Source organism: Ilumatobacter sp. (assembly GCF_041688325.1).
Taxonomy (GTDB): Bacteria; Actinomycetota; Acidimicrobiia; order Acidimicrobiales; family Ilumatobacteraceae; genus Ilumatobacter_A.
This window is the reverse complement of record NZ_JBDNIJ010000018.1, coordinates 1-25,504: the sequence shown is the minus strand read 5'-3', so window position 1 is coordinate 25,504 and position 25,504 is coordinate 1. Positions and strand designations below refer to the sequence as shown.

24 protein-coding genes and 2 tRNA genes are annotated in these 25,504 nt (G+C 63.4%); 18 read left to right on the top strand and 8 right to left on the bottom strand.

Annotated features, from left to right (window positions below; translation table 11 throughout):
- Positions 1 to 194 precede the first annotated feature (194 nt).
- The 8 genes from ACH2EI_RS01075 to ACH2EI_RS01040 all read left to right on the top strand — a co-directional run bounded on the left by ACH2EI_RS01075 (position 195) and on the right by ACH2EI_RS01040 (position 7,898).
- Positions 195 to 1,385: a homoserine O-acetyltransferase gene (locus tag ACH2EI_RS01075; RefSeq protein WP_395154489.1), complete on the top strand. Its 1,191-nt coding sequence runs from the start codon at positions 195 to 197 to the stop codon at positions 1,383 to 1,385.
- Between the two features lie 12 nt (positions 1,386 to 1,397).
- A complete protein-coding gene (locus ACH2EI_RS01070) occupies positions 1,398 to 2,177 on the top strand; it encodes a DNA-formamidopyrimidine glycosylase family protein (RefSeq protein ID WP_395154488.1) in 780 nt (259 codons plus the stop codon).
- 39 nt (positions 2,178 to 2,216) lie between these two features.
- Complete coding sequence (locus tag ACH2EI_RS01065) at positions 2,217 to 2,750, top strand: hypothetical protein (protein WP_395154487.1); 534 nt, start codon at positions 2,217 to 2,219, stop codon at positions 2,748 to 2,750.
- A 114-nt stretch (positions 2,751 to 2,864) separates the two neighbouring features.
- Positions 2,865 to 2,940, top strand: a tRNA-Gly gene (locus tag ACH2EI_RS01060).
- A gap of 246 nt (positions 2,941 to 3,186) precedes the next feature.
- Positions 3,187 to 4,212: a 3-oxoacyl-ACP synthase III gene (locus tag ACH2EI_RS01055; RefSeq protein WP_395154486.1), complete on the top strand. Its 1,026-nt coding sequence runs from the start codon at positions 3,187 to 3,189 to the stop codon at positions 4,210 to 4,212.
- Positions 4,209 to 6,776: an alpha/beta fold hydrolase gene (locus ACH2EI_RS01050; RefSeq protein ID WP_395158888.1), complete on the top strand. Its 2,568-nt coding sequence runs from the start codon at positions 4,209 to 4,211 to the stop codon at positions 6,774 to 6,776. Before ACH2EI_RS01055 ends, ACH2EI_RS01050 begins: the two co-directional genes overlap by 4 nt.
- A 2-nt stretch (positions 6,777 to 6,778) precedes the next feature.
- Positions 6,779 to 7,789 (top strand): NAD-dependent epimerase/dehydratase family protein, encoded by a 1,011-nt coding sequence (locus ACH2EI_RS01045; RefSeq protein ID WP_395154484.1) that lies wholly within the window; start codon positions 6,779 to 6,781, stop codon positions 7,787 to 7,789.
- 34 nt (positions 7,790 to 7,823) lie between these two features.
- Positions 7,824 to 7,898, top strand: a tRNA-Cys gene (locus tag ACH2EI_RS01040).
- 68 nt (positions 7,899 to 7,966) lie between these two features.
- Here the strand turns inward: ACH2EI_RS01040 and ACH2EI_RS01035 are convergent.
- Genes ACH2EI_RS01035 through ACH2EI_RS01025 form a run of 3 tightly spaced genes read right to left on the bottom strand, consistent with a single transcriptional unit; the run spans position 7,967 to position 10,102 of the window.
- Positions 7,967 to 8,932: an LLM class flavin-dependent oxidoreductase gene (locus tag ACH2EI_RS01035; RefSeq protein ID WP_395154483.1), complete on the bottom strand. Its 966-nt coding sequence runs from the start codon at positions 8,930 to 8,932 to the stop codon at positions 7,967 to 7,969.
- Positions 8,929 to 9,186 carry a TauD/TfdA family dioxygenase gene (locus tag ACH2EI_RS01030; RefSeq protein WP_395154482.1) on the bottom strand — a complete coding sequence of 86 codons (258 nt, stop codon included), beginning with the start codon at positions 9,184 to 9,186 and terminating at the stop codon, positions 8,929 to 8,931. The genes ACH2EI_RS01035 and ACH2EI_RS01030 overlap by 4 nt, the downstream gene beginning before the upstream one ends.
- Before the next feature lie 49 nt (positions 9,187 to 9,235).
- Positions 9,236 to 10,102 (bottom strand): LytR C-terminal domain-containing protein, encoded by an 867-nt coding sequence (locus ACH2EI_RS01025; RefSeq protein WP_395154481.1) that lies wholly within the window; start codon positions 10,100 to 10,102, stop codon positions 9,236 to 9,238.
- A gap of 282 nt (positions 10,103 to 10,384) precedes the next feature.
- Between ACH2EI_RS01025 and modA the strand changes: the two genes are divergently transcribed.
- Genes modA through ACH2EI_RS01010 form a run of 3 tightly spaced genes read left to right on the top strand, consistent with a single transcriptional unit; the run spans position 10,385 to position 12,494 of the window.
- Positions 10,385 to 11,119, top strand: a complete 735-nt coding sequence (modA, locus tag ACH2EI_RS01020; protein ID WP_395154480.1) for a molybdate ABC transporter substrate-binding protein — start codon at positions 10,385 to 10,387, stop codon at positions 11,117 to 11,119.
- The gene (locus ACH2EI_RS01015; RefSeq protein WP_395158886.1) at positions 11,116 to 11,913 is read left to right on the top strand and encodes an ABC transporter permease; all 798 of its coding nucleotides are present in this window, start codon (positions 11,116 to 11,118) and stop codon (positions 11,911 to 11,913) included. The genes modA and ACH2EI_RS01015 overlap by 4 nt, the downstream gene beginning before the upstream one ends.
- On the top strand, positions 11,910 to 12,494 hold the full coding sequence (locus tag ACH2EI_RS01010; protein ID WP_395154478.1) for an ATP-binding cassette domain-containing protein: 585 nt from the start codon (positions 11,910 to 11,912) through the stop codon (positions 12,492 to 12,494). The genes ACH2EI_RS01015 and ACH2EI_RS01010 overlap by 4 nt, the downstream gene beginning before the upstream one ends.
- Before the next feature lies 1 nt (position 12,495).
- On the opposite strand, the gene ACH2EI_RS01005 is transcribed toward ACH2EI_RS01010, so the two are convergent.
- Positions 12,496 to 14,808 carry a putative bifunctional diguanylate cyclase/phosphodiesterase gene (locus tag ACH2EI_RS01005; RefSeq protein ID WP_395158884.1) on the bottom strand — a complete coding sequence of 771 codons (2,313 nt, stop codon included), beginning with the start codon at positions 14,806 to 14,808 and terminating at the stop codon, positions 12,496 to 12,498.
- Positions 14,809 to 14,971: 163 nt separating this feature from the next.
- Here ACH2EI_RS01005 and ACH2EI_RS01000 point away from each other — a divergent pair, with 163 nt between their 5' ends.
- From ACH2EI_RS01000 to ACH2EI_RS00985, 4 genes are all read left to right on the top strand, one after another.
- The gene (locus tag ACH2EI_RS01000; RefSeq protein ID WP_395154476.1) at positions 14,972 to 15,544 is read left to right on the top strand and encodes a hypothetical protein; all 573 of its coding nucleotides are present in this window, start codon (positions 14,972 to 14,974) and stop codon (positions 15,542 to 15,544) included.
- Positions 15,545 to 15,612: 68 nt separating this feature from the next.
- Positions 15,613 to 16,551, top strand: coding sequence for a PhoH family protein (locus ACH2EI_RS00995; RefSeq protein WP_395154475.1), 939 nt, complete (start codon positions 15,613 to 15,615; stop codon positions 16,549 to 16,551).
- Positions 16,535 to 17,107, top strand: coding sequence for an rRNA maturation RNase YbeY (gene ybeY / locus ACH2EI_RS00990; protein WP_395154474.1), 573 nt, complete (start codon positions 16,535 to 16,537; stop codon positions 17,105 to 17,107). The genes ACH2EI_RS00995 and ybeY overlap by 17 nt, the downstream gene beginning before the upstream one ends.
- A gap of 11 nt (positions 17,108 to 17,118) precedes the next feature.
- Positions 17,119 to 17,868 carry an SDR family oxidoreductase gene (locus ACH2EI_RS00985; RefSeq protein ID WP_395154473.1) on the top strand — a complete coding sequence of 250 codons (750 nt, stop codon included), beginning with the start codon at positions 17,119 to 17,121 and terminating at the stop codon, positions 17,866 to 17,868.
- Positions 17,869 to 17,871: 3 nt separating this feature from the next.
- Here the strand turns inward: ACH2EI_RS00985 and ACH2EI_RS00980 are convergent, their stop codons facing one another.
- Positions 17,872 to 18,924 carry a class I adenylate-forming enzyme family protein gene (locus ACH2EI_RS00980; RefSeq protein ID WP_395154472.1) on the bottom strand — a complete coding sequence of 351 codons (1,053 nt, stop codon included), beginning with the start codon at positions 18,922 to 18,924 and terminating at the stop codon, positions 17,872 to 17,874.
- Position 18,925: 1 nt separating this feature from the next.
- Positions 18,926 to 20,329: an amidase gene (locus ACH2EI_RS00975; protein ID WP_395154471.1), complete on the bottom strand. Its 1,404-nt coding sequence runs from the start codon at positions 20,327 to 20,329 to the stop codon at positions 18,926 to 18,928.
- 35 nt (positions 20,330 to 20,364) lie between these two features.
- Between ACH2EI_RS00975 and ACH2EI_RS00970 the strand changes: the two genes are divergently transcribed.
- Positions 20,365 to 21,231 carry a 1,4-dihydroxy-2-naphthoate polyprenyltransferase gene (locus ACH2EI_RS00970; protein WP_395154470.1) on the top strand — a complete coding sequence of 289 codons (867 nt, stop codon included), beginning with the start codon at positions 20,365 to 20,367 and terminating at the stop codon, positions 21,229 to 21,231.
- Between the two features lie 25 nt (positions 21,232 to 21,256).
- Here ACH2EI_RS00970 and ACH2EI_RS00965 read toward each other — a convergent pair whose 3' ends face one another.
- On the bottom strand, positions 21,257 to 21,970 hold the full coding sequence (locus ACH2EI_RS00965) for an alpha/beta fold hydrolase (RefSeq protein WP_395154469.1): 714 nt from the start codon (positions 21,968 to 21,970) through the stop codon (positions 21,257 to 21,259).
- Positions 21,971 to 21,972: 2 nt separating this feature from the next.
- Positions 21,973 to 22,671, bottom strand: coding sequence for a DsbA family oxidoreductase (locus tag ACH2EI_RS00960; RefSeq protein WP_395154468.1), 699 nt, complete (start codon positions 22,669 to 22,671; stop codon positions 21,973 to 21,975).
- Between ACH2EI_RS00960 and menD the strand changes: the two genes are divergently transcribed.
- Entirely contained in the window at positions 22,649 to 24,379 is a 1,731-nt protein-coding gene (menD, locus tag ACH2EI_RS00955; protein WP_395154467.1) for a 2-succinyl-5-enolpyruvyl-6-hydroxy-3-cyclohexene-1-carboxylic-acid synthase, read from the top strand. The genes ACH2EI_RS00960 and menD overlap by 23 nt on opposite strands.
- 96 nt (positions 24,380 to 24,475) lie before the next feature.
- Positions 24,476 to 25,504: peroxidase family protein (locus ACH2EI_RS00950; RefSeq protein WP_395158882.1), on the top strand; the 1,029-nt coding region annotated here is incomplete at its 3' end.

The window sequence follows — 25,504 nt, the reverse complement described above, 5'->3', positions numbered from 1 at the left end:
GAAAGCCCCTTCGCTCGTTCTTGACTACTTCGTAGCGCAACTGCGCTGTCTCCGGGGCAGTTGCTGCAAACGGAGCGCTGTTGGATTATTTCATAACCAGAACTCGGAAACGGGTTCTTGATCAAGCTGACGACGCTGGGGCAAGGTAAAGGGGGTGTCACCACCTCACTAGCGGCTGGTACATTCGCCTCAGAATGGCCACCCCAACGGAACTCCCTGCGAGTGGCGCATGGCGCCCCGGAGACGAACCCGGCAAGCGCAAGTTCTTCACGTTTGCGACCGATCGGCGGTTCGCTCTCGACTCGGGTGCGGCGCTGAGCGACGTGACCGTGGCCTATGAAACCTGGGGGCACCTCGACGCGGATGCGTCCAATGCGGTGTTGCTCTGCCATGCCTGGACGGGGGACAGCCACGCCAGTGGTTCGGCAGGCCGAGGCCACAGCACGCCGGGGTGGTGGAACGACACGGTTGGGCCAGGAAAGCCCATTGACACTGACAAGTACTTCGTTGTTTGTGCCAACGTATTGGGCGGCTGCCAAGGCTCGACCGGACCCGCTTCGCCCCATCCTGATGATGGCCAGCCGTACGGCTCTCGCTTCCCGGTTGTCACGATCCGCGACATGGTGCGTTCCCAGGCCCGGCTGATGGAGGATCTCGGCGTGCGCCGGTGGCTGTCGGTGATCGGCGGTTCGATGGGCGGCATGCAGGCACTCGAGTGGGCAGTGATGTATCCCCACCGCGTGCGGTCGATGGTCGCGGTCGCCACCTGCATGCAGGCCACGGCACAACAGATCGCATGGGGCGCCATCGGCCGTCGTGCGATCGGGCTCGACACCAAGTGGCGCGGCGGCGACTACTACGACGCTGAGCCGGGCGAGGGGCCGACCGAGGGCCTTGCAATCGCTCGTATGGTTGCTCAGGTGACGTTCCGCAGTGACAACGTCTTCACCGACAGGTTCGGACGAGAACTCGCGGACAAAGCCACTGTGGGCGACACGCTGGGTATGTGGCAGCGGTTTGAGGTCGAGCGATATCTCGAACATCACGGCAACAAGCTCGCGACCCGGTTCGATGCGAACAGCTATCTGAGCATTGGTAAGGCAATGGATCTCCACGACGTCGCTCGCGGTCGTGGCAGCCTGGAGCGCGCTATGGCCCGTGTCACTGCGCCGACGCTCGCTGTCGGGATTTGGAGCGACATGCTCTACCCGGCATATCAGCAGCGGCAGATTCACGAAATTTTGCGGTCCAATGCCGTCGACTGCGACTTCGTTGAAATTGATTCACCGCACGGCCACGACGCGTTCTTGATCAACAGCGACCAGTTGGCTGAGCCACTCGAGCGAATGCTTGCCAAGGCGTCCAAGACCGACGCCGCAGGGTAAGGCGGCGGAAGCGTGCCTGAAGGCCTCGAAGCGGAGATATGGCGGCGTTCGCTCGACAGGTTGGTGGGGTCGACCATCACCGACGTGTGGGCCGACGGACGGTCGGCCGATCCCGGTGTCTCGTCGATGCTTCCCGGATCCCTCATCACGCGCATCGACCGGCTCGGTAAGGTCGTGTTGATTGCAACCGACGGCCCGACCGTTGGCTTGCACTTCGGTATGACCGGCCGCGTCGAGGTGCACGGGGTCGCTCCGATCGAGCAACTTGAGTATGCGTCGGGTCGCGACCTCGCCGAATGGGATCGCCTGCGGGTCTGGGTTGATGACGTAAGTACCTCAGAACCGCCAGCGTTGCGGCTCAACGATCCGCGCCGTCTCGGGAAGGTCTCGATAGATCCTGATCTCACGCACCTTGGTGTTGACGTCTTCGCGATCGATCGCTCGAGCATGGAGCGGGCGACTCAGAGTCGAAGGTCACCGATCAAGTCGTTGCTGTTGGACCAATCGGCGATCGCGGGCATCGGGAACCTCTGTGCCGACGAGGTCTTGTGGTGGTCGGGTATTGCTCCGCAGCGACCAGCGAACAGCCTGACCCATACTGAACGAGCGGCACTCGTGACGGCGATACGGCGGCGCATGCCGATCATGTTGCGGCGAGGCGGAAGCACGATGGGGATGCTCTCTCCGGACGTGCGTTCGGCCGCGGGTCCATGTCAGCGCGACGGCGCCGCGCTCGAACGCTCGAAAGTCGGTGGCCGGACCGCTGTGTGGTGCCCCGATCATCAGCATTGACCGCGCGGTCGATGGCTACAGGTGGCACACTCTTTCCCGGTGAGCAGTGAATCGGTGAGAGCCCTGGCCGCAGACGCAACGCGGCAACTGGCCGGCGGTGACCAATCCTCGACGCGCACGGTCTACGCCGTCGTACTCGCTCTCGTTGCCATCGGCGTCGTCTTGATCTTCATCGGTGCATGGATCGTCCGTCAGACAAAGCCCGACCCCGAACTCCTTGCTCCACTTGAGCGGATGGCAGATCGATCGTGGCGTCAACAGGATCCGGCGCAGAAGCGATTGACGCTCGACGAGGCGCGGCCAGATGGGGCGAAGCCGTTGTTCCACGACAACGATGTCCCCAAGGTTGACGACGACGGCGCCCCGTCGAACGCCTCGATCAGCAACTTCGACGATCTTCGGGCCCAACTGGAAGCCGACCGCCGACTTGCCGTACAAGGTGATCCGCTGATGCCGCCACATCTCGACGACGCCGTCGCCGAGGTCTCCGAGCAAGCCGATCAAGCCGATCAAGCCGACAACGGTGAAGGCGTTGCCCACCCAGACGGGTCAGCTCTTCAGGACGACAAGTAAAATTGCCCCGCTGTTCAAGTTCTTGGCAGCGCCACAGCAACGGGAAGTAATTTCCGTGTCCGGTCGGTCGATCGGACTGCTAGATTCGTCTCTGCTCTTCGGAGTAGCAATCATGCGGATGTGGCTCAGTTGGTAGAGCGCAACCTTGCCAAGGTTGAGGTCGCCGGTTCGATCCCGGTCATCCGCTCCAGAACCCCTCAGTTCAGACTGAGGGGTTCTTCGCTTTTTCGCCGAATTCACGCCGAATTCACGCCGGTTCACGATGATTTCCCGGCGATTTCCCGGCGATTTCCCGGCGATTTCACAGACAGTTCGTGGTCCAGCCCAACGGCTGCCACGACTGATGGCGCCGCCGGAATTGTTGATTGCCGCACAATCCTTTGGCTTCGGCGCATCGTCGCGTAGGCTTCATTGTTCGCCCGAAAGGACCTGCTCTATGACCGTAAACTCAGTGCTCACTCACCGCAACGTCGGTGTTCTTGCGATCGAAGCGGTCGAGGCACCTGAAGTGGTGACATCAGCGTGGATCGACGAGCAACTCGCTGTTACCTACGAACGCACTGGGATGAAGGCGGGAACACTGTCCGATTTGGCCGGTATCGAATCTCGTCGCTGGTGGCCCGCAGATGTCACGTTCGACAAGGCTGCGGCGCTGGCAGGGCGCAAGGCCCTCGACCGCTCAGGCATCGATCCGGCGAAAGTCGGCATGCTCATCTCGACGTCGGTGTGTAAGCACCACCTCGAGCCCTCGATCGCCTGCTCGGTCCACCACCAGCTCGGCCTGGCCCCGAGTTGTCTGAATTTCGATGTAGCGAACGCCTGTCTCGCATTCGTCAACGGTATGCAGATTGCGGCCGCTGCGATCGATTCGGGCGCCATCGATTACGCACTCGTCGTCGACGGCGAGGGCAGCAGATACACGCAGGAACAGACGATTGCTCGGCTGCAGCAGCCAACGACCGAAGCGTCAGACATCTTCGCCGAATTTGCATCACTCACCCTCGGGTCGGGTGCGGCCGCTGCGCTGCTTTGCAGGATGGACAAGCATCCTGATGCCCACCGCCTCGTCGGTGGTGTGGCTCGTGCGGGTACCGAGCATCACAAGCTGTGTATTGGTGACCTCGAAGCGATGTACACCGACACTCACGCGCTGCTGATTGCTGGCCTTGACCTGGCTGAAGCTGCCTGGAAGAACGCCGGCGCCGACTTCGACTGGGAAGCGGGCATGGACTGGTACATCGTCCACCAGGTCAGCTCGGTGCATACCCGTCTGCTCTGCGAACGGTTGGGTATCGACCACAAGCGGGCCCCGCAGACCTTCCCGACCAACGGCAATGTGGGCCCGGCCGCGATCCCGATGACGCTTGCCAGCGTCGCGCACAAGATTGCTCCGGGCGAACGCGTGCTTCTGATGGGCATCGGCTCCGGGCTGAACACCAGTTATACCGAAATCGTCTGGTGAGCGTTCGGTCCTGGGTTCCGGATCAGCCCACCGCAGCCGACCTCGAGTCGTGGCATCTTGATCCGGCTTGGTCGCGGGTGCTGGACGTGGCGAGCCATGACGGCTCGACGTATCGATGGCACGTCCTTGATTCAGGTCCGACGCTCGACGGGCCGCCCGACGCAACGATGGTCTGTGTGCACGGCAACCCGACCTGGGCCTACGCGTGGGCGACGTTCCTGCGGAAGTTCGGTACCCGTTGCAGGGTGATCGCCGTCGACCAGCTCGGGATGGGTTTCAGCGAGCGAACTGGGCTGCGCCGTTACGCCTCCCGTGTTGCCGATCTCGGTGACGTGATCAAGGCGCTCGACATCGACCCGACTGTGCCGTTCACACTCGCGGCCCACGATTGGGGTGGGGCGATTGCCATGGGCTGGGCGGTCGACCACGCTGATCGCGTCGACGGCATGGTGCTGTGTAACACCGGCATCGGTGTGCCTGTGGGTCGGAAATCGCCAGGTTTGATCCGGATCGCTGCTGCTGGCCCATTACGCGACTTCGTGTGCCGGCGAACGCCGATCTTCGTCAGCGGAACCACCCGGCTGTCGGGTTCCCGGATCAACGCCGCTGACCGTGCCGCCTTCGCGGCGCCGTATTCGTCGGCCAAAGCCCGCGTCGCAGTAGCTGACTTCGTGGGCGACGTTCCGTTGCAGCCTGGTGAGGGGCATCCCTCTGACGTCGCGCTGGCCGAGGTCGCCGCCAAGCTCGGAGCGATCACTGCACCGGTCTTGCTGGCCTGGGGCGCGGCTGATCCTGTGTTCAACGATGACTTCGCGGCCGACCTCGCCGAGCGGATTCCGAACACGAGCATGCAGCGTTTCCCGTCGGCGAACCACCTCGTGATGGCCGAGGCTGATGTTGCGTCGGTCGTTGGCGACTGGCTGAGTGACCGTGTTGCTGACCGTGTTGCTGACCGTGTTGCTGACCGTGTTGCTGACCCGGCACCGCCGAAACCGCTCTGGGCAGCTCTCGCCGAGCGTCGAACTGATACATCCGTAGCGTTCGCCGACATGGCCTCCGGACAGTCGATCAGCTGGGCCGATTTCGCCGATCGCGTCGACGGAGTCGCTGCGCAACTGGCGAGTCGGGGCTTACGGGCCGGCGAGCACGTTGCGATGCTGACCCCTCCTGGAGTCGACCTCGTCGTTGCCGTGTACGGCGTCTGGCGAGCTGGGGGCGTCACCGTTGTTGCTGATCGAGGGTTAGGCCTCCGTGGTCTCGGACGCGCCGTTCGCAGCACCCGACCAAACTGGGTCGTCGGTCCGAGCCGAGCGTTGCGTGCCGCCAAGACACTGCGCTGGGCGCCTCGCGCTGAGCGCGTTGACGTCGACGTGTTGATGGCGCAAGCAGCCGTCGGATCAGAGTCGCTAGAGGTCGAACCTGCTGCGAACGACCTCGCCGCGATTCTTTTCACCTCCGGCGCCACCGGCCCGGCAAAGGGTGTTCGGTATCTCCACGGTCAGCTCGCAGCGCAACGCGACGCACTTGCTGCAACGTACGCGATCACGACCAACGACAGCTTGGTCGCGGCATTCGCTCCGTTTGCGCTCTACGGACCGGCGCTCGGTATCTCCACGGTGCTGCCCGATTGTGACGTCACCAAGCCGGGCGAACTCACAGCGGTTGCACTCGACGCTGCGTGCCGACGGCTCGACGCGACGCTCACGTTTGCTTCGCCTGCCGCACTTGCCAACGTGCTTGCGACAGCCGGATCCGGGCTCGCCGGGCTCGCCGGATTGCGCACGGTGATGTCGGCCGGCGCCCCCGTGCCTGCTGAGACGCTCACTGCGTTGTCTGTGCTCGTCCCGAACGCGTCGTTCCATACGCCGTACGGCATGACCGAAGTACTTCCAGTCGCTGATATCAGTCTCGAGGGGATCACTGCAGCGACCGGCGGAGATCCGATCGGCGGTGTCTGCGTCGGTGCTCCGGTGCCGGGTGCAATGGTCGAGATTCTTCCGCTCGGATTTGATTCTGCTGCGCCGCCTGCGTCGATGCCTGCTGGCGAAATGGGCGAGATCGTCATCACGAGCCCCTGGGTGTCTGACGGTTACCACGGCCTCTGGGCCATCGAGCGTGCTGCTCGTCTGCAGCGTGGCGACGGCAAGGTCTGGCACCGTTCCGGAGATGTTGGTCACCTTGATGATGCCGGCCGACTGTGGGTCGAAGGCCGTGCGGTGCACAACATTGACGGCCCGGCAGGTGTGATCACCTCGGTTCCGGTCGAGCGTCTTGTCGAGACGTCGCTTGAGCTTGCCCGAGTTGCCGCAGTCGGCGTCGGCCCGGCGGGCCGTCAACAGCTTGTGGTCGTTGTCGAAGACCCGCATGGGGCTGATGGCCTGGCGTCAACCGACCTGACGGCTCGGGTGCGTTCAGTCGTCAACCATCCGGTTGCAGCCGTGCTGAGCCGACGATCGTTGCCGGTGGACATCCGCCACAACGCGAAGATTGACCGCACGGCGGTGGCTGGTTGGGCCGAGGACGTGCTCGCTGGTCGCTCGAGTCGCCGTTTCCGGCGGGGGTAACTGTGCGCCTTCTGGTCACCGGTGCCTCCAGCCTGATTGGTGACGGCGTGGTACGAGCGCTGGCGGCTCGCGGTGACGAAGTGGTCTGCCTACAGCGCCGCCCTGTCGACGGACTCGCAGTGCTCGACGGAGTCGAACAGCAGCTCGGCGACATCCGAGATCAGGCTGCCGTCGACCGTGCGGCGCACGGCTGCAACGGCATCATCCACTTGGCCGCGAAGGTCGGCGTGGTGGGGGAGCGCGACGAGTTCCTCTCGATCAACGTCGAGGGCACTCGGAACCTGCTCGCTACAGCAACCAACTCGGCGACCACTCGTTTCGTTCATGTGTCGTCTCCGTCGGTGGCACACGGCGGCGAAGCCATCATGGGTGATGCTGCGACACCGCCGGTAACCGGGCGAACACGCTCCTGGTACGCCGAGTCGAAGGCGATTGCCGAGTCGATTGCCGTGGAGGCCAACGGGCCACACCTTGGCGTCGTCGTCATTCGTCCCCACCTCGTTTGGGGCCCGGGTGACACGCAACTCGTTGGCCGTATCGTCAAACGATCTCGACAAGGCAGACTCGCATTGGTCGGCGGGGGTACCGCACTCGTCGATACGACGTACATCGACAACGCCGTGAGCGCGCTTGTGGCGGCACTCGACGCTGTTTCTCCCGGTGCGACCTGTGCTGGCCGGGCCTACGTCATTGCCAATGGTGAGCCGCGCCCGATCCGTGACCTCGTTGCGGGGATCTGCGCTGCAGCTGGTGTCAAGTTCGAGCCCAGAGATGTTCCGCTGGGTGCAGCACGCACGATTGGCTCGCTACTTGAACGTGCCTGGCCGAAGCTTCCGGACCGGCTACGCCAAGGAGAGGTCGAGCCGCCATTGACCCGATTCGTTGCTGAACAGCTCGGCACGGCGCACTGGTTTGACCCTCGTCCGCCGGCGCTCGACCTCGATTGGGAGCCAGCGGTTTCGATTGACCAAGGGCTCGAACGACTCGCGACTTGGTTCAGAGAAATCTCCTGATCAGCGAGTTCTCGCCGCTATCGTCAAGGCGTCTGGCGACGTGGCCGAGTGGTTTAGGCAACGGATTGCAACTCCGTGCACATGGGTTCGATTCCCATCGTCGCCTCCAACTGACGAGCCCTTGATGAGTTGCTGACTCATCAAGGGCTCGTTGATTTTTCGGGCGAGACGTGTCGATCAGCTGGGCCAGGCGGCGCGGGCCTGCGGCACGACATCGGTCAGGTACATCTCCAGCGCGTCGTCGTCGACGGGGAGGCGGAGCGCGACGTTCACAAGGTCGGCGCCGGCTTCTCGGTATGCACCGATCCGTTCGAGAACATCGTCGGCCAAGCCGGTGAGCGCACCGCCGGTCACCCGTTCGGCGGTTTCTGGGCCCCACTGGTCGATGATCCGTTGCAATTCAGCATCGGCCGATGCTCGGTCAGCACCCATGTGGAAGGCGAGGTTGATCGATCGTTCGAGCGTGGCGGGGTCGCGCCCGATCGCTTCGCACGCGGCATCGAGCTGTTCGTTGAGCCGCCGGTACTCGAGCGGATCAACGTAGGGCACGTTCCATCCGGAGCAGTACCGGGCCGCAATGGCGGGCGTTCGCTGCGGGCCGCGACCTCCTGCCCAGAGCGGCATCGAGCCGTTCAGCGGGCCAGGAACACACGTGACGGCGTCGACGCTGAAGTGCTTGCCCTGATGCGTCGTGGTCTCGTCTGGTCCGAGCATTCCCGTGATGATCTCGAAGGCGTCGGTGAGCATGTCAAAGCGCACACCGGTCGATGGGAATTCGTAGCCATGTGCACGAAACTCAGGTTCGTGCCACCCAGCGCCAAATCCGGGCTCGAAACGTCCACCCGAGATGTGGTCGATGGCGACACATGACTTTGCGAGAACGGCAGGATTGCGGAACGGAGCGCAGAACATCAGACAGCCAATGCGCGCTTTCGAGGTGACCGACGCCAGGGCACCGAGCGTGGCAACTGCCTCGAAGTGCGGCGTGTTGCCACCGTTCGGCGGCGCCTCGTACAGATGATCCCAGACCGAGATCCAGTCGACGGCATTGTCGAACCGCTTCCACAGCTCGACCATGTTGGCCATCGGAGCGTTTTGCTGGCCGAGATGGACCCCGAGTTGCAACCCAGCGCGCCCGGTCATGCGACGCCGCCGAGTTCTTCACCAGCAACGGTGATTCGTTGCATCAACCGACGATGGCCGTGAGGATCGATGAGTGCCCGGTGCCAAGTCGACCGGTTGCCCAACATTGCGACCGAACCAGACTCCCACTCGAACTGAGAGGAGAATGACCCCGAGGCGATGTGCCGGTAAAGGTGTGACGACAGGGTGGGTTGGGCGATATCGACGTCTTTGACGAGGGCACCGACGTGATCTGAAACCTGGGAGATCCGCATCTCCGGAGTCTCGCAAATTCGATGGGCCTACGTCGGTGTCGGGCTGGGCTCAGCCGGCGAGTTGGGCCAGCGTCTTGTCGGCTTCGTTCGATCCGAGCACGAGGAGGATGTCGCCGTCGAGTGACCCAGAGGTGGTCGGAACGTCGACAGGAAGTGCCAGGACGGGCAAGCCGCCGAGTGCCGCTGCGAGTACTTCTGCATCGGCCCGAGCTGCATCGTTCGCGTAGTACACCACTGACTCGCTCGCCTTCGCGGTGCTGTCAGCAGGTGTCCCGACCGTGAATCCCGCTGCTTCGAGAACGCTGCTCATCCGGCCAGCAGAGCCGCTGGTCGTGTTGGCGTTGGCGACCACGATTGACGAGCCGCCATTGGCAATGGCTCCTGTGTTGGCAGCGGCGTTGTCCGTCGATCCGTTGGCCAGTTCGGCGAGTGATTTGTCGGCCTCATTGTTGCCGAGTAGGAGGAGGACCTGACCGTCGGCGAGCGTGCCGTCTTCGGTCGGCGCTATCGCAGGGAGCGCTTCGACGTTAATGCCGCCAAGCGTGATGGCGAGCGTCTCGGCGACGTCTTGTGCACCAGCGGCCGCTGTGTAATACACGATCGACGCTTCGACCTTTTCGGAGCCGTTGACAGCAGCTCCGGTGGTGAAGCCGGCGCGAGCGAGGGCATCGGTCATCCGGCCGGCGGAACCGCCGACGATGTTGCCGTTGGCGACAACCACGGTGGCGCCATCAAAAACTAACGGAACAGTGGTGGTGGTCACAGGGGCGTCGGTGACGGTCGGAGCTTCTGTGGCCACGGGCGCCTCAAGCACGGGAACGGCCATCGAAGTTGTCGACGTGTCGTCGTCGCTCCCGCCGCTGCATGCAACGAAAAGCAATGAACCAAGGATGGCGAAAGGGACAGCTCGTGACATCACTTCGTTAGTCTGTCAAATTCTCACGCCGTGTCCGTGCATATCGAAGTTTTGAGCGCGCCCACCGCCGGCCTTCGCCCCGCACCCAACCGTTCCGCGGCCATATCCAACGAGCAGCATTCGAAGCGGTTGAGTTCTGGAAACTTCTGGGTTTGGCCGGAGCTGGGCGGTCATTCCATCTCAAAGGTGTGACTCGTACACAGCGCCGCAGTGTGGTCGTCGGTATCGGCAACGTATCGGCCGGGCACGCTGGGCCGACCCGCTGGTCAGTACAGTGGCGCCGTGAGCAGGCGGTCCTCCAGTGCATCCATGCTGGTGGCCGGCATGTTCATCGCAGGCGGGTGTGGGGGAGCGGAGAGCGCCAGGGTGGACATTCTGGCAGCGTCGTCGTACACCGATGTTGCCGAGCCGCTCGAAGCGCTCCTCGAAGAAGAACTCGGGCTCGATGTCGAGTTCTCGTTCGGATCGTCAGGCTCGTTCTTGGAACAGATCCGCCAGGGCGCCCCGGCGGCCGTGGTGATCACGGCTGACAGTGCGACGATGCAACGCATGAGCGATGCGGGTCTCGTTGACTCGGTCGTATCGATTGCCACGAACGAGTTGGTCATCGTCGCTGCTGACACTGCGGCAGGTCGAGGCATCGAGAGTGTCACAGATCTCGGGTCGAGTGACGTGCTGGTCGTGTTGTGCGCATCGTCAGCACCGTGCGGGGCGGCCACCGACGCCCTGCTCGGTGGAATTGATCTCGACGTCGACGCAGCAAGTCGGGAACCGAACGTCAGGGCAACGCTGACCAAGGTCCGGCTGGGTGAAGCCGATGCTGCAATTGTCTACCGGACCGACGCCTTGGCATCACCCGAACTGCGCGCCGTGCCGATTGCCCGGGTCGACAACGTGCAGGTGATCAGTCAGGCTGCAGCGGTGGTTGGCCGTGAGGATGCAGCACGAGTTCTTGAAGTGTTCACCGAACCAGCGGCCATGGCGATTCTGGCCAAGGCAGGGTTCGGATCGCCGTGAACCGTCGACCACCGGCCTGGGTCTTCGCGATGGCGGCCGTGCCTGCGCTGCTGTTAGGTGTTCCGCTCTGTGCACTGCTGTGGCGCCTCCCCTGGAGCAATCTCGGCGCAGCGTTGAGCAGCGATGCGGCCACATCAGCCCTTGCACTGTCGCTCGTCACCTCGTTGATCGCCACGGCCCTGTGCGTCGTCTTCGGCCTGCCTCTGGCGTGGGCGCTCGCCTCGGGCAGAGGGACAACGACACGGGTCGTGCGGGCGCTGTGTCTGCTTCCGATCGTCCTTCCGCCTGTCGTCGGCGGCGTGGCGTTGCTGCTGGCGTTCGGTCGTCAGGGAATCGTCGGTCAATGGCTGGCTGATGTCGGGGTGCAGTTGCCGTTCACGACAGCGGGTGTCGTGTTGGCGCAGACCTTCGTCGCGCTTCCGTTCTTCGTGTTGTCGGTCGAGGCGGCGTTGCGTCAACTGGACGTCGAATACGCCGACGTAGCGATCGTCCACGGCGCAAGCCCGTTCCGGGCATTCGTTTCTGTGACGCTGCCGTCAGTCGGGCCGGCTGTGCTCGCCGGAGCCGTCCTGGCATGGGCGCGGGCGCTTGGCGAGTTTGGTGCCACCGTCACCTTTGCCGGCAGCCTCGAGGGCCGCACTCAAACGCTGCCGCTTGCGGTGTACGACCTCCTCGAACGTGACCCGGCCGATGCAGTGGTGTTGAGCGCTGTGCTGGTGGTCGTGGCGGTCGCAGTCCTCGTCGGTCTACGCGATCGTTGGTTCGGCGTCTTCCGCTCGGACGTGTCGTCATGACCACCATGACCACCCGCGTCCGCTTCGATCGCGGTGACCTGACCCTCGACGTCGTGCTGCCAGATGCGTCGATCGTGGCGCTGACCGGCCCGAATGGGGTCGGGAAGTCGACCCTGCTGCGCTGCCTGGCTGGGCTCGAACCGGCGAGCTCAGTCGAACGGCTCGGGCCCTCGCCAGCGAGCATCGGCTATCTCCCGCAGCGCATCTCGCTGTTCCCCGCCATGTCGCTCCGTGACAACGTCGCGTCGTCGCTTCGGTTTATCGGAGCCGGCAGAGTCGAGGCCCGTCAACGCGCTGCCGAACTGTTGGCCGAGTTCGAGATCGACGAGCTCGCACGTCGCCGCCCGCACGAAGTGTCCGGAGGCCAACGCCAGCGTGCCGGCCTGGCGCGGGCAATTGCCGCTGTTCCAGATCTGTTGTTGCTGGACGAGCCGTTCGTCGCGATCGATGTGGCTGCACGGCGTTCGATGCGGACGCGCCTCGTGGAGCACCTCGTTGCGTCGGGAACAAGATGTGTGTTCGCCACGCACGACGACGCTGATGTCGAAGCGATGGGCGCAGTTCGAGTCGAACTCGCGTGAGTCAGGAGATTCGAGTCGGGCGGTCGGGGCGGTCCCCGAGTACGTCACCGAACGCTTCCCACTGGGAGAGGCTCTCGAGCGCGGCGATCGTTGAGCGCATTGCCTCGGCCGGCACGGGGTGCGAGATCAGGTATCCCTGCGCCTTGTCGGCACCGAGCTGGCGCAGCACTTTGAGCTGTTGGACCGTCTCGACGCCTTCACCGACGATGTCGAGGCCGAGTGCACCGGCCATGGCGATGATGGAGCGAACGAGTGACCGGTCGTTGGCGTTGTCGGCGATGCCGCTGACGAAGGCCCGATCGATTTTGAGGCGCTGGATCGGGAATTGCTGGAGCAGCGAAAGCGAGGAGTAGCCGGTCCCAAAATCGTCGAGGGCGATCCTGACGCCGGTCGAGTGAATCCGCTGCAAGGTGTTGCGTGCAACTTCGGGGTTCTCGATCATCATCGTCTCGGTCACTTCGAGCCAGAGCAGGTGGGCCGGAAGACCTGACCGGCTGAGTGCTTCTTCGACGATGTCACAGAAGGCTGGATCGGAGAGCTGACGAACTGAAACGTTGACCGACATGGTTGCTGAATCGCTGACGATGCCGTCTTCGCGCCAGGTGGTCAGCTGGGTCAGCGCCTCGAGGAGCGCCCACGAACCAAGGCTCGTGATGATGCCTGTTTCTTCGGCGACCGGGATGAACTCGGCAGGCGACATCATCGTGCCGTCGCTGCGCTGCCACCTGATTAATGCTTCGAATCCGGCTACGCGTCCGCTCGTCGTGTCGACGATCGGTTGGTGGTAGAGCCGCATCTCCTGGTTGTCCAGGGCGCTGTGTAACGCCGTTTCGATCTGCATCCGCTGCGTGAGGCGCTGCTGCATCGTGTCGTGATACAACGCCACGCAATTACGGCCGGCGTCCTTGGCCCGGTACATCGCAATGTCGGCATGACGAAACAAGTCAGACGGCGCGGTAGCGCGGTCGGTTGGCCTCGTGGCGACGCCGATGCTTGCGGTCAAGAACATGACGCCTGCGTCGAGTGACACGGGGGCCTTGAAGGCCTTGTGGAACGCGTCGGCATTGGCGAGTGCTTCACCGGTGGTGGTGCTCGTCGTGTCGAGTACGAGGAACTCGTCGCCGGACGGGCGGCCGAGGTGGACGCCCAACTTGTCGGCGACAAGGCTGAGTCGGCCCGCGAGTACCTGGATGGCTTCGTCGCCTGCTTCATGGCCGAGGGAGTCGTTGGTGTTCTTGAACCGGTCAATGTCGATGAGTATGACGGACGGGCAGGTGACGTTGCCCCGCGATTTGTCCATGTGTTGAGCGGCAAGTTCGAGCATTGCAGTGCGGTTGGGGAGCCCGGTCAGCGCATCGGTTCGTGCCGATTCGATGAGCTCCTCCTGGGCGTGCAGATGCGAGCGAGTGGCCTGAGCAAGCCGCAGCGACACGAGGCCGAGAAGCAGGAGGACTGAGCAGGCGCGGACCAGCCGATCAGCACCTGATGTCGATTCGACCAGGGCCATCAGCGTGATCGGAACGGTGAGGATGAGTCCCGTTGCAGTCAGTCGGCTGGGGAGTTTGAGGCGGCGATGCGACTCGGCCTTGCCGATGAGCTCGGGTGAGGTCGGGTGCAGCAGTGCGGCACCGGTCGAGGTAAACGCTATGAGGTAGAGCGCCGAGGCCAGCGTGTCTGACCACGCGCTCGCTATGCCGACTTCGAAGGTGCCATAGAGCGCATCACCGCTGACGTTCGCGATCACTGCAACGACAAAAAGCCACGTTGCAGGACGACGTGCCAGTCCTGAGAGCACGAGCCCGCCAGCGAGCGCGATCAGCGGTGTGGCCATTGGGAGATAGGCGGCATTGAGTACGACGTTCGCATTGGATCCGCCGTTCAGATCGAGATAGGGCTGGACCAGCATGATCCAGGCGACGAGCCATCCGCCGAGCCCCATGACGAGGCCGTCGAGAATGTCGCCTGCGGTGAAGCGTCCTCGCCGTTGGCTCACACCCCAGGCAAGCAAAGCAACGATGATCCCGTTGGCGATGAGATCGATGGCCGAAGTTGCCAGCTCCATCGCCGACGACGCCGACACTTCGAGGAGAAGGGCTGAAAACAGGTAGAGGCCGCCGACCGATAGCGCGCTCGCAATGAACCAGCCGGGAAACCCGTGATGTTTGTGTGCAACAACACACGCAGGAAGAAAGAAAACCATGACAATAAGCGTCAGGCCCGCACGCTCCGTCGAGTTCAGAAAGGGAACAGCAAGGGCAGCAAGAAGCCCGGCGGCGACGTACGCCCAAGCAACCCGTTCCAATACCCTCTGCATGAATCTGCACCCCTGCGTTCGTTTCCGGCCCGATAATCGGAACTAGATTCTTGTATCGGTCAATCAATCGCCATACCGTAGGAATTTCTTGGTGGACTGGCACCGAAGGTCAGGCACGGGTCGACAAAGGGGCAGCAAGATGTACATCACGAAACATTCGAACGTGACGGATCGGACTGTACTGGACTCGTTCTGGCAGCTGTACGAAGTCTCCTATCTCCCGCTTGCAGCATCTGACCCGTCGCGGGAGTTGCTGTTCCGCAGCGAGTTCGACGCTGCACTCGCTGATCCGACGAATCGGATCACCGTGCTGCGGGACGAAAACCGTCCGATCGCGATGTCGGTAGCTGCGACCGACATCGGTGCCACGCGCTACCTCAGCCGGGCGTTCTTCGAGCGGATGTACCCGGAGCGGATGGCTGCAGGGCTCGTTCACTATGTGATGTGGATTGTGGTTCATCCCGACCATCAAGCGTCGGAAGCATTGTTCCATCTCGCGCGGGCGGGTCTGGCGCAAGAGCAGGAAGAGGGTGCCCTGGTGGTGTTTGACCTGCCCGAGTCGAATCAGGCGAACGAGCAAGGAGGCGCTGCAGAATTGCTGACGCGCCTCGCCCGCCTGGTCGGGCCAGTGAGCCTGGAGTCTTTTGGAATGACCCGCTACTACGCCCTGGATTTTGCTCCCGTCGAAACTGATGCTGCGCTCGCACCGGTTGAAGGCGAACGCGTCGCCAGATGACCCAAGGCGCCCCAGCACGGCCTTCCCCAGATTCTCACGTCACGGTTGTCGTACCGGGCGAACATGTAATGGCGGCCCTCGTTGGCCCGCGTGATCAGTTTCTCCGGCGCGTTGAGCAAGAGTTTCCTACCGTCGCCATCCGCGTCCGTGGCAACGAAGTCCGAGTGTCTGGCGAGGAGACATCCCACGTCACGAACGTGTCGCGGCTGTTCGAAGAGCTCGTCACATTGATCCAGAACGGTCAGCAGCTCGACGACAACACGCTCGACCGGGTCTTCACGATGGTGAAGTCCAATGAGCGGCCGAGCGAAATTTTGACGCATCAGGTGCTCCGGAACGCTAAGGGACGTCAGGTCAAGCCGAAAACTGCGGGCCAGAAGCGGTATGTCGACGCCATTGCGAAGAACGTCATCACGTTTGGCATCGGGCCAGCAGGCACCGGAAAATCGTGGCTTGCTGTGGCGATGGCGGTGCGAGCACTCCAGGCCAAAGAGGTCGAGCGCATCATCTTGACCCGCCCAGCAGTCGAGGCCGGCGAACGGCTCGGGTTCCTGCCGGGCGATCTCATGGCGAAGATCGACCCGTACCTGCGGCCGCTCTACGACGCCCTGTACGACATGCTCGACATGGAAGGTGTGCAACGTCTGATCGAGAAGCAGGTGATCGAAGTCGCACCGCTCGCTTTTATGCGCGGCCGGACCTTGAACAGCAGCTTCATCATCCTTGACGAGGCTCAGAACACGACGCCTGAGCAGATGAAAATGTTCCTGACGCGTATCGGATTCGGTTCGCGTGTCGTCATCACGGGCGACGTGACCCAGGTCGATATAGCCGGCAACAAGAGCGGCCTGCTCTCGCTGGAAGAGACCCTGGCCGGGATCGACAACTTGGCCTTTGTCAAGCTCGGGAGCGCTGATGTGGTTCGCCACAAGATCGTTGCCGACATCGTGCAGGCCTACGAACGGCGCGACGCAGCAGCCGAAGCCAAACGTGAAGCCCAGCGCTGACGACATCACCGTCGTTGCCGCCGATGAGCGATCGGCTGACGATTCTCCTCGCTGGGACGTCGACGTCGAGCGTTGGCAGCAACTGGCTCACGCTGCGTTGCTGACCGAAGGTGCGAGCGGCGAACTCACGCTCACGTTCATCGACCTCGACGACATGGCTGAACTCAATGCCGAACACATGGGCAAAATTGGTCCGACCGACGTGCTCTCGTTCCCGCTCGACGACGAACCGATGATCACACCCGATGGTGAGGTGATTCCCGCTCTGCTCGGTGATGTCGTGCTTTCGCCGGCAGTCGCTGGTGCGCAGTTCGCTGACCATGCCGGGACCTACGAAGACGAAATTGCGTTGCTTGTCGTTCACGGTGTCTTACACATCTTGGGGCACGACCATGCCGAGCCTGCCGAAGCAGCGACGATGCGCGCCCGTGAGCTCGCACTCCTCATCGAGCATCACTGGGGTGGCCCCCCGCCGGCCGAGTTTCGGCAACTCCACGTTGATCAACTCCATCCCGATCAACTCCACCGTGATGAGACAGGCGAGGCCGCAGAGTAGGTTCGCCGTCCATGGAGATCTCCCTGGATGGAAAAGTCGCTCTCGTCACGGGAGCCTCACGCGGTATCGGTAAGGCAATCGCTGCGTCGATGGCTGCTGCTGGTGCAAAGGTCATGTTGAACAGTCGCAAGCAGGATGCCCTCGAGGCAGCTGCTGCCGAGATGACCGGCGAGGTCGATGTGTTCGCCGCCAACGCTGGCGACGAGGACGCTGGTCAGCGTGCCGTCCTCGCAACGATCGAACGCTTTGGCGGGCTCGACATCCTCGTCAACAACGCTGCGACGAACCCGTACTACGGGCCGATGATGGCAGTCGACAAGGGCCGTTACGACAAGACGTTCCAGGTGAACCTCGATGCTCCGATCTTTTGGACTCAGGCTGCATACGAACATGCGCTCAAGGACAAGCCGGGCGTCGTTATCAACATCGCATCGGTCGGCGGGCTCCGCGCCGAAGGTGGCCTCGGGGTCTACAACCTGACCAAGGCAGCAGTGATCCACCTCACCCGTCAGCTCGCCAGCGAGATTGGTCCGAACCGCGTCGTCGGCATTGCGCCTGGGCTCGTCCAGACTGACTTCGCCGCCTACCTCGTCGACAATTTTGGCGACAGCCTGGCTGCTCGCCTGCCGCTCGAACGGCTCGGTGACCCCCAAGACATTGCCAACCTCGCCGTCTTCCTGGCGAGCGATATGGCCAGCTGGATCACCGGCGAAACATATGTCATCGACGGTGGTGCAGGGGTTGCAAGTTCTGGAGGTTGACGCTCAGACGATTCTGCGTAGCTTGCCGAGCGCGGTGCGCGGGAGCGATTCGACCAGTATGAGGCGTTTCGGAGCCAGGTAACTCGGTGCGTTCTGCTTCACGTGCGATCGGATCGATTCCAGGTCAGGCGTTCGCCCAGCGAGAGGAACGACGACTACTTCGACGATCTGACCCCATTCGGTGTCGTCGACACCGCGGGCCATCACCTCAGCGACGTCGGGGTGTGAAGTGACGAGCAACTCAACAGCTTCGGGCCAGATGTTCTCGCCGCCGCTGATGATCAGGTCGCCCTTGCGGCCATCGACGTGGAGTTGGCCGCGGTCGGTCCAGCCGCCGAGATCGCCGGTGGGCAGCCATCCGTCGTCGGTGATGGGTGACTGACCGTTGCGGTAGCCGCGCGTGAGCATCGGGCCGCGCAGCCGAATTTCATGGTCGTCGCCGATGTCGACGTCGACGCCATCGAGTGGAATGCCGTCGTAGACGACTCCCGACCCGGTTTCAGTCAGGCCGTAGGTCGTGACGGCATTCGCAGGGCGATTGGCCGGTGGCCGGGCCCCGCCGAGGACGATGGTCCGGAAGTTGGTGGAGTCGATGCGAGCGAGCGCTGTGGCGACGAGCGAGACAAGATTCGCGTCGGAGGCGTCGACTGCCGCAGCATCGAATGCGGGGAGCACGGTGAGAGCCGTGCCGGCATGCAGAGCGCGAGTAACCACCGACAGGCCGCCGACGTGTGACAGCGGCAAACATGCGAGCCAGTGATCGCCGGCGCCGACCCCGAGACGAATGCTCGTCGCTTCTGCTGATGCAGCCACAGCATCATGCGTGAGGACCACGCCTTTGGGTGTACCGGTTGACCCGCTGGTGGCGACGACGAGCGCGTCGCCAGGCTCGATATCGTCGCCGACGCGCATCGCTGCGCAGATCTGCTGTTTGGCAGGCGCAGGAAACCGTTGGTCGACCGGGAACGCGGCATCACCGTTCGCCCAGATGCGTTGCAGTTCGTCAATAAAGTCAGGCCCGCCGGGAAGATCGAGGGCAACGAGACGGCCAGCCACGTCAGCCGGTGATCGGATCGATCGGCGTGAAGGTGCCGACCAGCGACTCGATTTCGCCGGCCACCGTGAGACAACGCAGATCGCTGAAGCGGTCGCCCATCACCTGGACGCCCACCGGGAGACCGTCAACGATGCCAGCGGGTGTGATCGCGGCTGGTGTACCAAGGAGGTTGGCGATGACCACCGGGCGGATCGTGTCCGTCATCGTTTCGGTCAGATCAGGGTCGAGGTCAGCGTCGTGTTCGAATGCTGGCAAGGCCCAGGTCGGGCCGATCAATACCGGGTACTCAGCGAAGAACGCCGACCAGGTCTGCATCACCCGGTATCGCTCGACGTGGCTTGCAAGAACACCGGCCAAGTCGGTGGATGCGAGCCCGCGTTCAAGGTTGGCGAGCACTTTCTGGCCGCCTTCGCCCATGACCAGAGAAAGGAGTTCTTGTTGCTGACGAATATCGGCGATCAGCATCTGCCCCCACAGGTCGATCACAGTTTCGTAGTCGGGGGGCACGACCTCGACGACATCGTGCCCTGCGTTGCTCAGCAGGTCGCCGACCGAGCGAATGGCGTTGGCGATGCCGGGGTCGGTCCGGCCTCCGGGAGGCTCAGGGAGCATGGCAATCTTCATCCGCTCGCCAGGTGCAGCATCATCGAGGACAGCGGTCACGCTGCGCGGATCTCGTGGGTGCTGGCCGGCGAGGATCTCGAGGCCGGCGCGGACGTCAGCGATGGTGCGCGCCATCGGCCCTTCCACGACCATTAACTGCGAGGAGATTGGCATTTCTTGCGGAGGAACGACCGTGGCCATCGGGATCACACCGACGGTTGGCTTCAACGAGGCAATGCCACAGCAGTGCGCCGGGTTGCGGAGTGAGCCACCGATGTCGTTGCCCAATCCGATTGGACTCATTCCAGATGAAATGGCGGAGCCCTCGCCCCCGCTGGATCCGCCAGCGGTGACGTTCGGGTTCCAAGGGTTACGGGTCAACCCGTGGAGTTGGGAGTCGGTGTGCACGCGGAGCCCGAAGTCGGGGAGGTTGGTTCGGGCGAACGGGATTGCGCCAGCGGCGCGCATTCGGGCAGTGGTGGGTGCGTCGATCGAAGCGATCGCATCGGCCAACGCGACGACACCTTGGGTCGTCGGGTTACCGGCCACGTCGATATTTTCTTTGATCGTGCAGGGCACACCGTGCAGCCGGCCCAATACGGCGCCCGCGGCCACCGCTGCATCGGCGGCGTCGGCGGCAGCGAACGCTTCGTCGTCGAGTCGCCGAACGACGGCGTTCAAATGCGGATTGACCTCGTCGATGCGGGCGAGATGCGCCTCGAGTACTTCTCGACTCGACGCCTGCTTCGTCCGGATTTTGTCGGCGAGCTCGAGCGCCGACAGTTGCCACAGTTCACTCATGTACACATCATGTCACCTGGCATGATGGTGCCCACATGAATCGTTGGATCATCGGGTCACGCCCGCGCACCTTGCCCGCTGCTGTTGTCCCCGTGGCTATAGGCGCTGCTGCTGCCGTGGGTGGCGGGCCAATCGTCTGGTGGCGCGTCGCGGCCTGCCTCGTCGTCAGCTTGATGCTGCAGGTCGGGGTCAACTACGCCAATGACTACAGCGATGGCGTCCGGGGCACAGATGACGTCCGTGTCGGCCCGGTCAGGCTCGTTGCGAGCGGCCTCGCATCAGCGAAGTCGGTCAAACTCGCAGCATTCGGATCGTTCGGCGTCGCCGCTGTCGCGGGCGCTGCAATCGCGCTCGACACATCGCTGTGGCTGATTGGTGTTGGTGCGGCCGCCATTGCGGCTGGGTGGTTCTACACCGGTGGCCCGAAACCGTACGGCTACCTCGGTTTGGGTGAAGTCTTCGTCTTCGTCTTCTTTGGCTTGGTCGCAACTGCAGGTTCCACGTACGCCGCCGTCGGCCACGTCACCGGGCTGTCAGTCATCGTCGGGTGCGCTGCTGGTTCGCTGGCCTGTGCGTTGCTTGTCATCAACAACCTGCGTGACATCCCGACCGACCGTGAAGTCGGCAAGAAGACGCTGGCTGTTCGGCTTGGCGACCAGCGCACTCGGTGGTTTTATGTCGTGTTGATCGCCGGAGCCTTCGTGCTCGTCGCGGTGGCCGCAGCAACGGATCGGCCGTTGGCGCTGATCGGGCTCGCCGCAGCGCCGCTCGCGATCGCACCGACCCGTACCGTGCTCGGCGGAGCGAACGGCAAGGCGCTGATTGGTGTCCTCGGTGCAACCGGCAAGCTGCAACTCGGCTTTGGTGTTGCCGTGACCCTCGGCCTTGCACTCGGCGGCTGACCAGCCCGATGGTGTCGCAAACAGATCATGTCGATGCCAGCCAGTCGATGAGCGCATCGACGGTGCGCTCCGGCTGCTCGAGATGGACGCTGTGGCCGGCGTCGGCGATCGCTCGAAGCTCGGCGTTCGGCAGCGCCGTCGCCAATCGTTCGGCGATGGCACTGAACTTCTTGTCGTGTTGACCGACCAGAAGCAGGACCGGGCATGTGATCTCACTGAGGCGATCCCAGAGGGGCGCCTGCGTCCCGGTGCCGGCAAGGCGAAGGCTCGAAGCCAGCCCATCGGCGGTGTTGCGCAGCCGATCCACCCGCATCGCCTGGTCCGGCGTGAGGCCGGCGAAGAGTGGGTTCTGCAGCCATTCGTCGATGAACGCTTCGACGCCGATGGTCTCGATTCGGTCGGCGAGGAGTTCGTCGTCGGTTCGACGCTGGGCCCGGGCATCGGCGTCGTCGATCCCGGCGGTCGCCCCGATCAAGACCAGCCGTTCAACGGCCTGCGGGTGAGCGAGAGCGGCGTGCAAGCTCACCCGTCCACCCATTGAGTAACCGACGTAGGTGCTGCGGCCACCAGCCGCAACCAAGTGAGCAGCGGAGCCCCACAGGTCGGATCGAACGTCGCCAGCTAGTCCGTGGCCCGGGAGATCGACTGCATTGCTCTCGTCGAAGCCCCGTGAGTTGAGCAACTGTTGAACGACCGACCAACTCTGTGCGGTCTGCGTGAACCCGTGTGCGAGCAGCACGATCAGTCGGTGGCGGGCTTCAGCATGTTGGCGGCGATATTGCGGAGCACCTTCTCGAAGGTGCTGGCGTCTTGGGCGCCAGGCACGGACCACTCACGGTTAAACACATACGTCGGCACCGCTGTGATGCCGTTGTCGCGTGCGTCTTCAATTTCGGCCCGGACCTCGGCGACCCCTTGATCGGAGGAGAGAAATGACTCGACATCATCGCGGGCGAAGCCCAATTCGATTGCGCATGCTGCGAGAACATCCGGGTTGCCGATGTGTTGGCCGTCGGTGAAGTACGCCTGCATGAGACGTTCTTTCATCACGGCCTGAGCGACAGGCGAGTCGGGAAGGCCGGCCAGCCAAATAAGTCGGTGAGCGAGCAGCGTGTTGGCCCGGAGTGCCTTGTCCATGTTGAACTCGATGCCGTCTTCGGCGGCGGTGGTCGTGACGTGCGCCAGGATCTCCGCGGCCTTCTCGGGACCGCCGAACTTTTTTGCGTACCCCTCAGCGACGGGGGTCGCGACGCCTGGAGCCGCATCGGGATCGAGCTGGTATGCGTGATAGCGGACGTTGAAGTCGACGCCGAGGTCTTCGTCGATCTGGGCGAGGCCGTTCTCGAACCGGCGCTTACCGATGTAACACCACGGACAGACGACATCAGAAAAGATGTCGATGTCAATGGTGGGCCGAATGGGATTCGCGCTGGTGTCCACGATCTCCACGGTAGAGCCCTATCGTCTCGAAGCAATGGTCGAACCGATCCGAGCCCAGGATGTTCAGGCAACGTTCTGCGCCACTCTTGTCGACGAGTGGATCAATCAGGGCGTGCGAAGCGTGGTGATTGCGCCTGGGTCTCGGTCGACTCCATTGGCTGTTGCGCTCGCCGCTCGGATTGAGCTGAGCGTCCAAGTCGTTCATGACGAACGCGTCGCTGGCTTCGTCGCGCTCGGATTGGGCCTCAGCGGCGTCCCGTCGATTCTGTTGTGCACGAGTGGGACTGCAGCGGCAAACTTCTTTCCGGCCGTCGTCGAAGCAGGGCTGTCGGACGTTCCGATGATCGTGGTCACCGCCGATCGGCCGGAGGAACTGCGTGGTGTCGGCGCGCCGCAGACCATCGATCAGGTCGAGCTCTACGGCAGCCACGTTCGCTGGTACCACGACCCCGGGGTGGCGGACGCTGCAGAGCGAGGCCAGTGGCGCACTCTGGCTGCAGAGACCATGCAGCGAGCTCAGGCTGGTCCGATTCAGTTGAACCTGCCGTTCCGCGAGCCGCTGTTGGGAGTGCCAGGGGTCCTCCCGGAAGAGTTCGCAGGCGATGCCGCGGTCCGGGACGGAGCCGAGGAACGAGGCGAGCACACTGCACTTGTCTGCGAACCTCTGTCGGCGATCACGGAGCCTCACGGGTTGATCCTTGCCGGCGGGCGCAGTGGCGTCGACGCTGCCAGCGTGGCAACACTCCATGCGCTGACCGGTTGGCCGATCTTGGCTGACCCGATCTCCGGGATGCGTCATCTCGACGGAGTGGTCACGACGTCGGAGTCAATGCTGCGTTCGGCACCATTCGCCGATTGCCATCTTCCCGATGTCGTCATCCGAGTCGGCCGACCGTCGACGTCCAAGACACTGGCCCAGTGGATTGACCACGCAGTCGCAGGCGGGGCTCAGTTGGTGCAGGTCGGTGGGCCTGGTCTGATCGATCCCGGGTGCAACGTCGACGCTGTCGCAACGCTCGACGCGGTCATCGCGGCGGTCGAGGGCACCACGCCCGATTCGGAGTGGCTCGATGATTGGACCACAGCTGACCGTGCAGCTGACGCTGCCGTGCTCGCGGCCCTGTCTGAGACTGACGAGCTGTCGGAGCCGCTTGTCGCCCGAACCGTTGCCGATCATCTCCCGGCAGGTGTCGACCTCGTCGTGTCGTCGTCGATGCCGATTCGCGATCACGAGTGGTTCGGCGGGCGGCGGGCCACAGCGCATGCCAACCGAGGAGCCAACGGCATCGACGGCGTAATGTCCACGGCTCGCGGCATCGCGGCGATGGGTAAATCAACAGCAGTACTCATCGGCGACCTCGCCTTCGTGCACGACAGCAACGCGCTCGTCGGGCTCGTCGCGAACGGCATCGACCTCCGGGTCGTCGTTGTCGACAACGACGGGGGAGGGATCTTCTCGTTTCTTCCGCAGGCGTCGACGCTGGCACGCGATCGTTTCGAACAGCTCTTCGGTACCCCACTCGGGACAGACGTTGCGGCGCTCGCAACAGCCCATGGCATCGACGTGTGCACGGTGGCGACGGCCGACGAACTGATTGACCAGCTCGCCAAACCGGGCCCGTGGGTTGTCCGCATCGAGTCGACGCGTGACCGCAACGTTGAGGTGCACGCCGATCTCCACGCGGCCGTCGCAGCTGCCATCAGCTGAATGCTGCTCCGGCGGCTTGCGGCCGCCGCGTGTATCTTTCGACAATCTTTCAGCTTCCCGGTGAGTGGCTTTGCTCAGCGCGTTCATGGTGGTGCCATGTCAGAAAACATCACCTCCCAGGGACCGGCCGTCGACAACAGCATCGCCGAAGCACACCCGAGTGGCTCGCCGTCGCGGCGCGCGTTCCTTGGACTGATGGGCGCCAGCGTCGGCGCGGCTGTTGCGGCCCCGTCGCTCGCCGGTGCCCAGGCGGAGCCAGAGGCGATCGACGACCGACTCGAACACCAACGCAAAAGAGGCGGCCCTGGCTCTGGTCGAGATGCTGGTCGAGATGCTGGTCGAGATGCTGGTCGAGATGGCATCCCCAACGGCGGCGACCAGAACCCGGGTGGCGGAAACGCGGCGCCTGACCGATTCTCTCGCCTCTTTGACTTGCCGCCGTTTGCCGAGCCAAGCCGGGAACTTCGCGAGGCATTGACCGAGATGGGCCGCCCGGGCGGAATGATGGACGCCAACGATCCGCTCGAGGTCGGCCCGATCCGGCTGATCACCGAGCCAGATCTCAGTCCGAACAACCGGGACAATCCAACGCACACAGCTGGCGTTACGTTCATGGGCCAGTTCCTCGATCACGACATCACCCGTGATGCGGGTTCTCGTCTCGGGCGAGTGACGCCAGTACGTCGGAGTCGCAACCTGCGAAGTGCAACGTTCGATCTCGACAGCGTGTACGGCGGTGGGCCTGATGAATCGCCCGAGCTGTACGACGGCTTCAGGCTTCGCATCGAATCGGGCGGTCAGTTTGAGGATCTCCTTCGAGATGACGACGGCAACGCGATCCTCGGTGATGACCGCAACGACGAGAACCTCATGATCTCTGGGCTGCAGTGCGCCTTCATCATGTTCCACAACGCCGTACTGACCGATGTGTCCGGCCGGACCCCAACGGCGGCGAACTTCGAGACGACGCAACGGATCGTTCGGCACCACTACCAGTGGATCATCGTGCACGAGATCCTTCCGCAGTTCGTCGGTCAGGAGATGGTCGACGACATTCTCGGCAATGGCCGCCGGGTGTACACGCCCAACATCGCTCGCATTCCGCTGGAGTTCCAGACAGCGGCG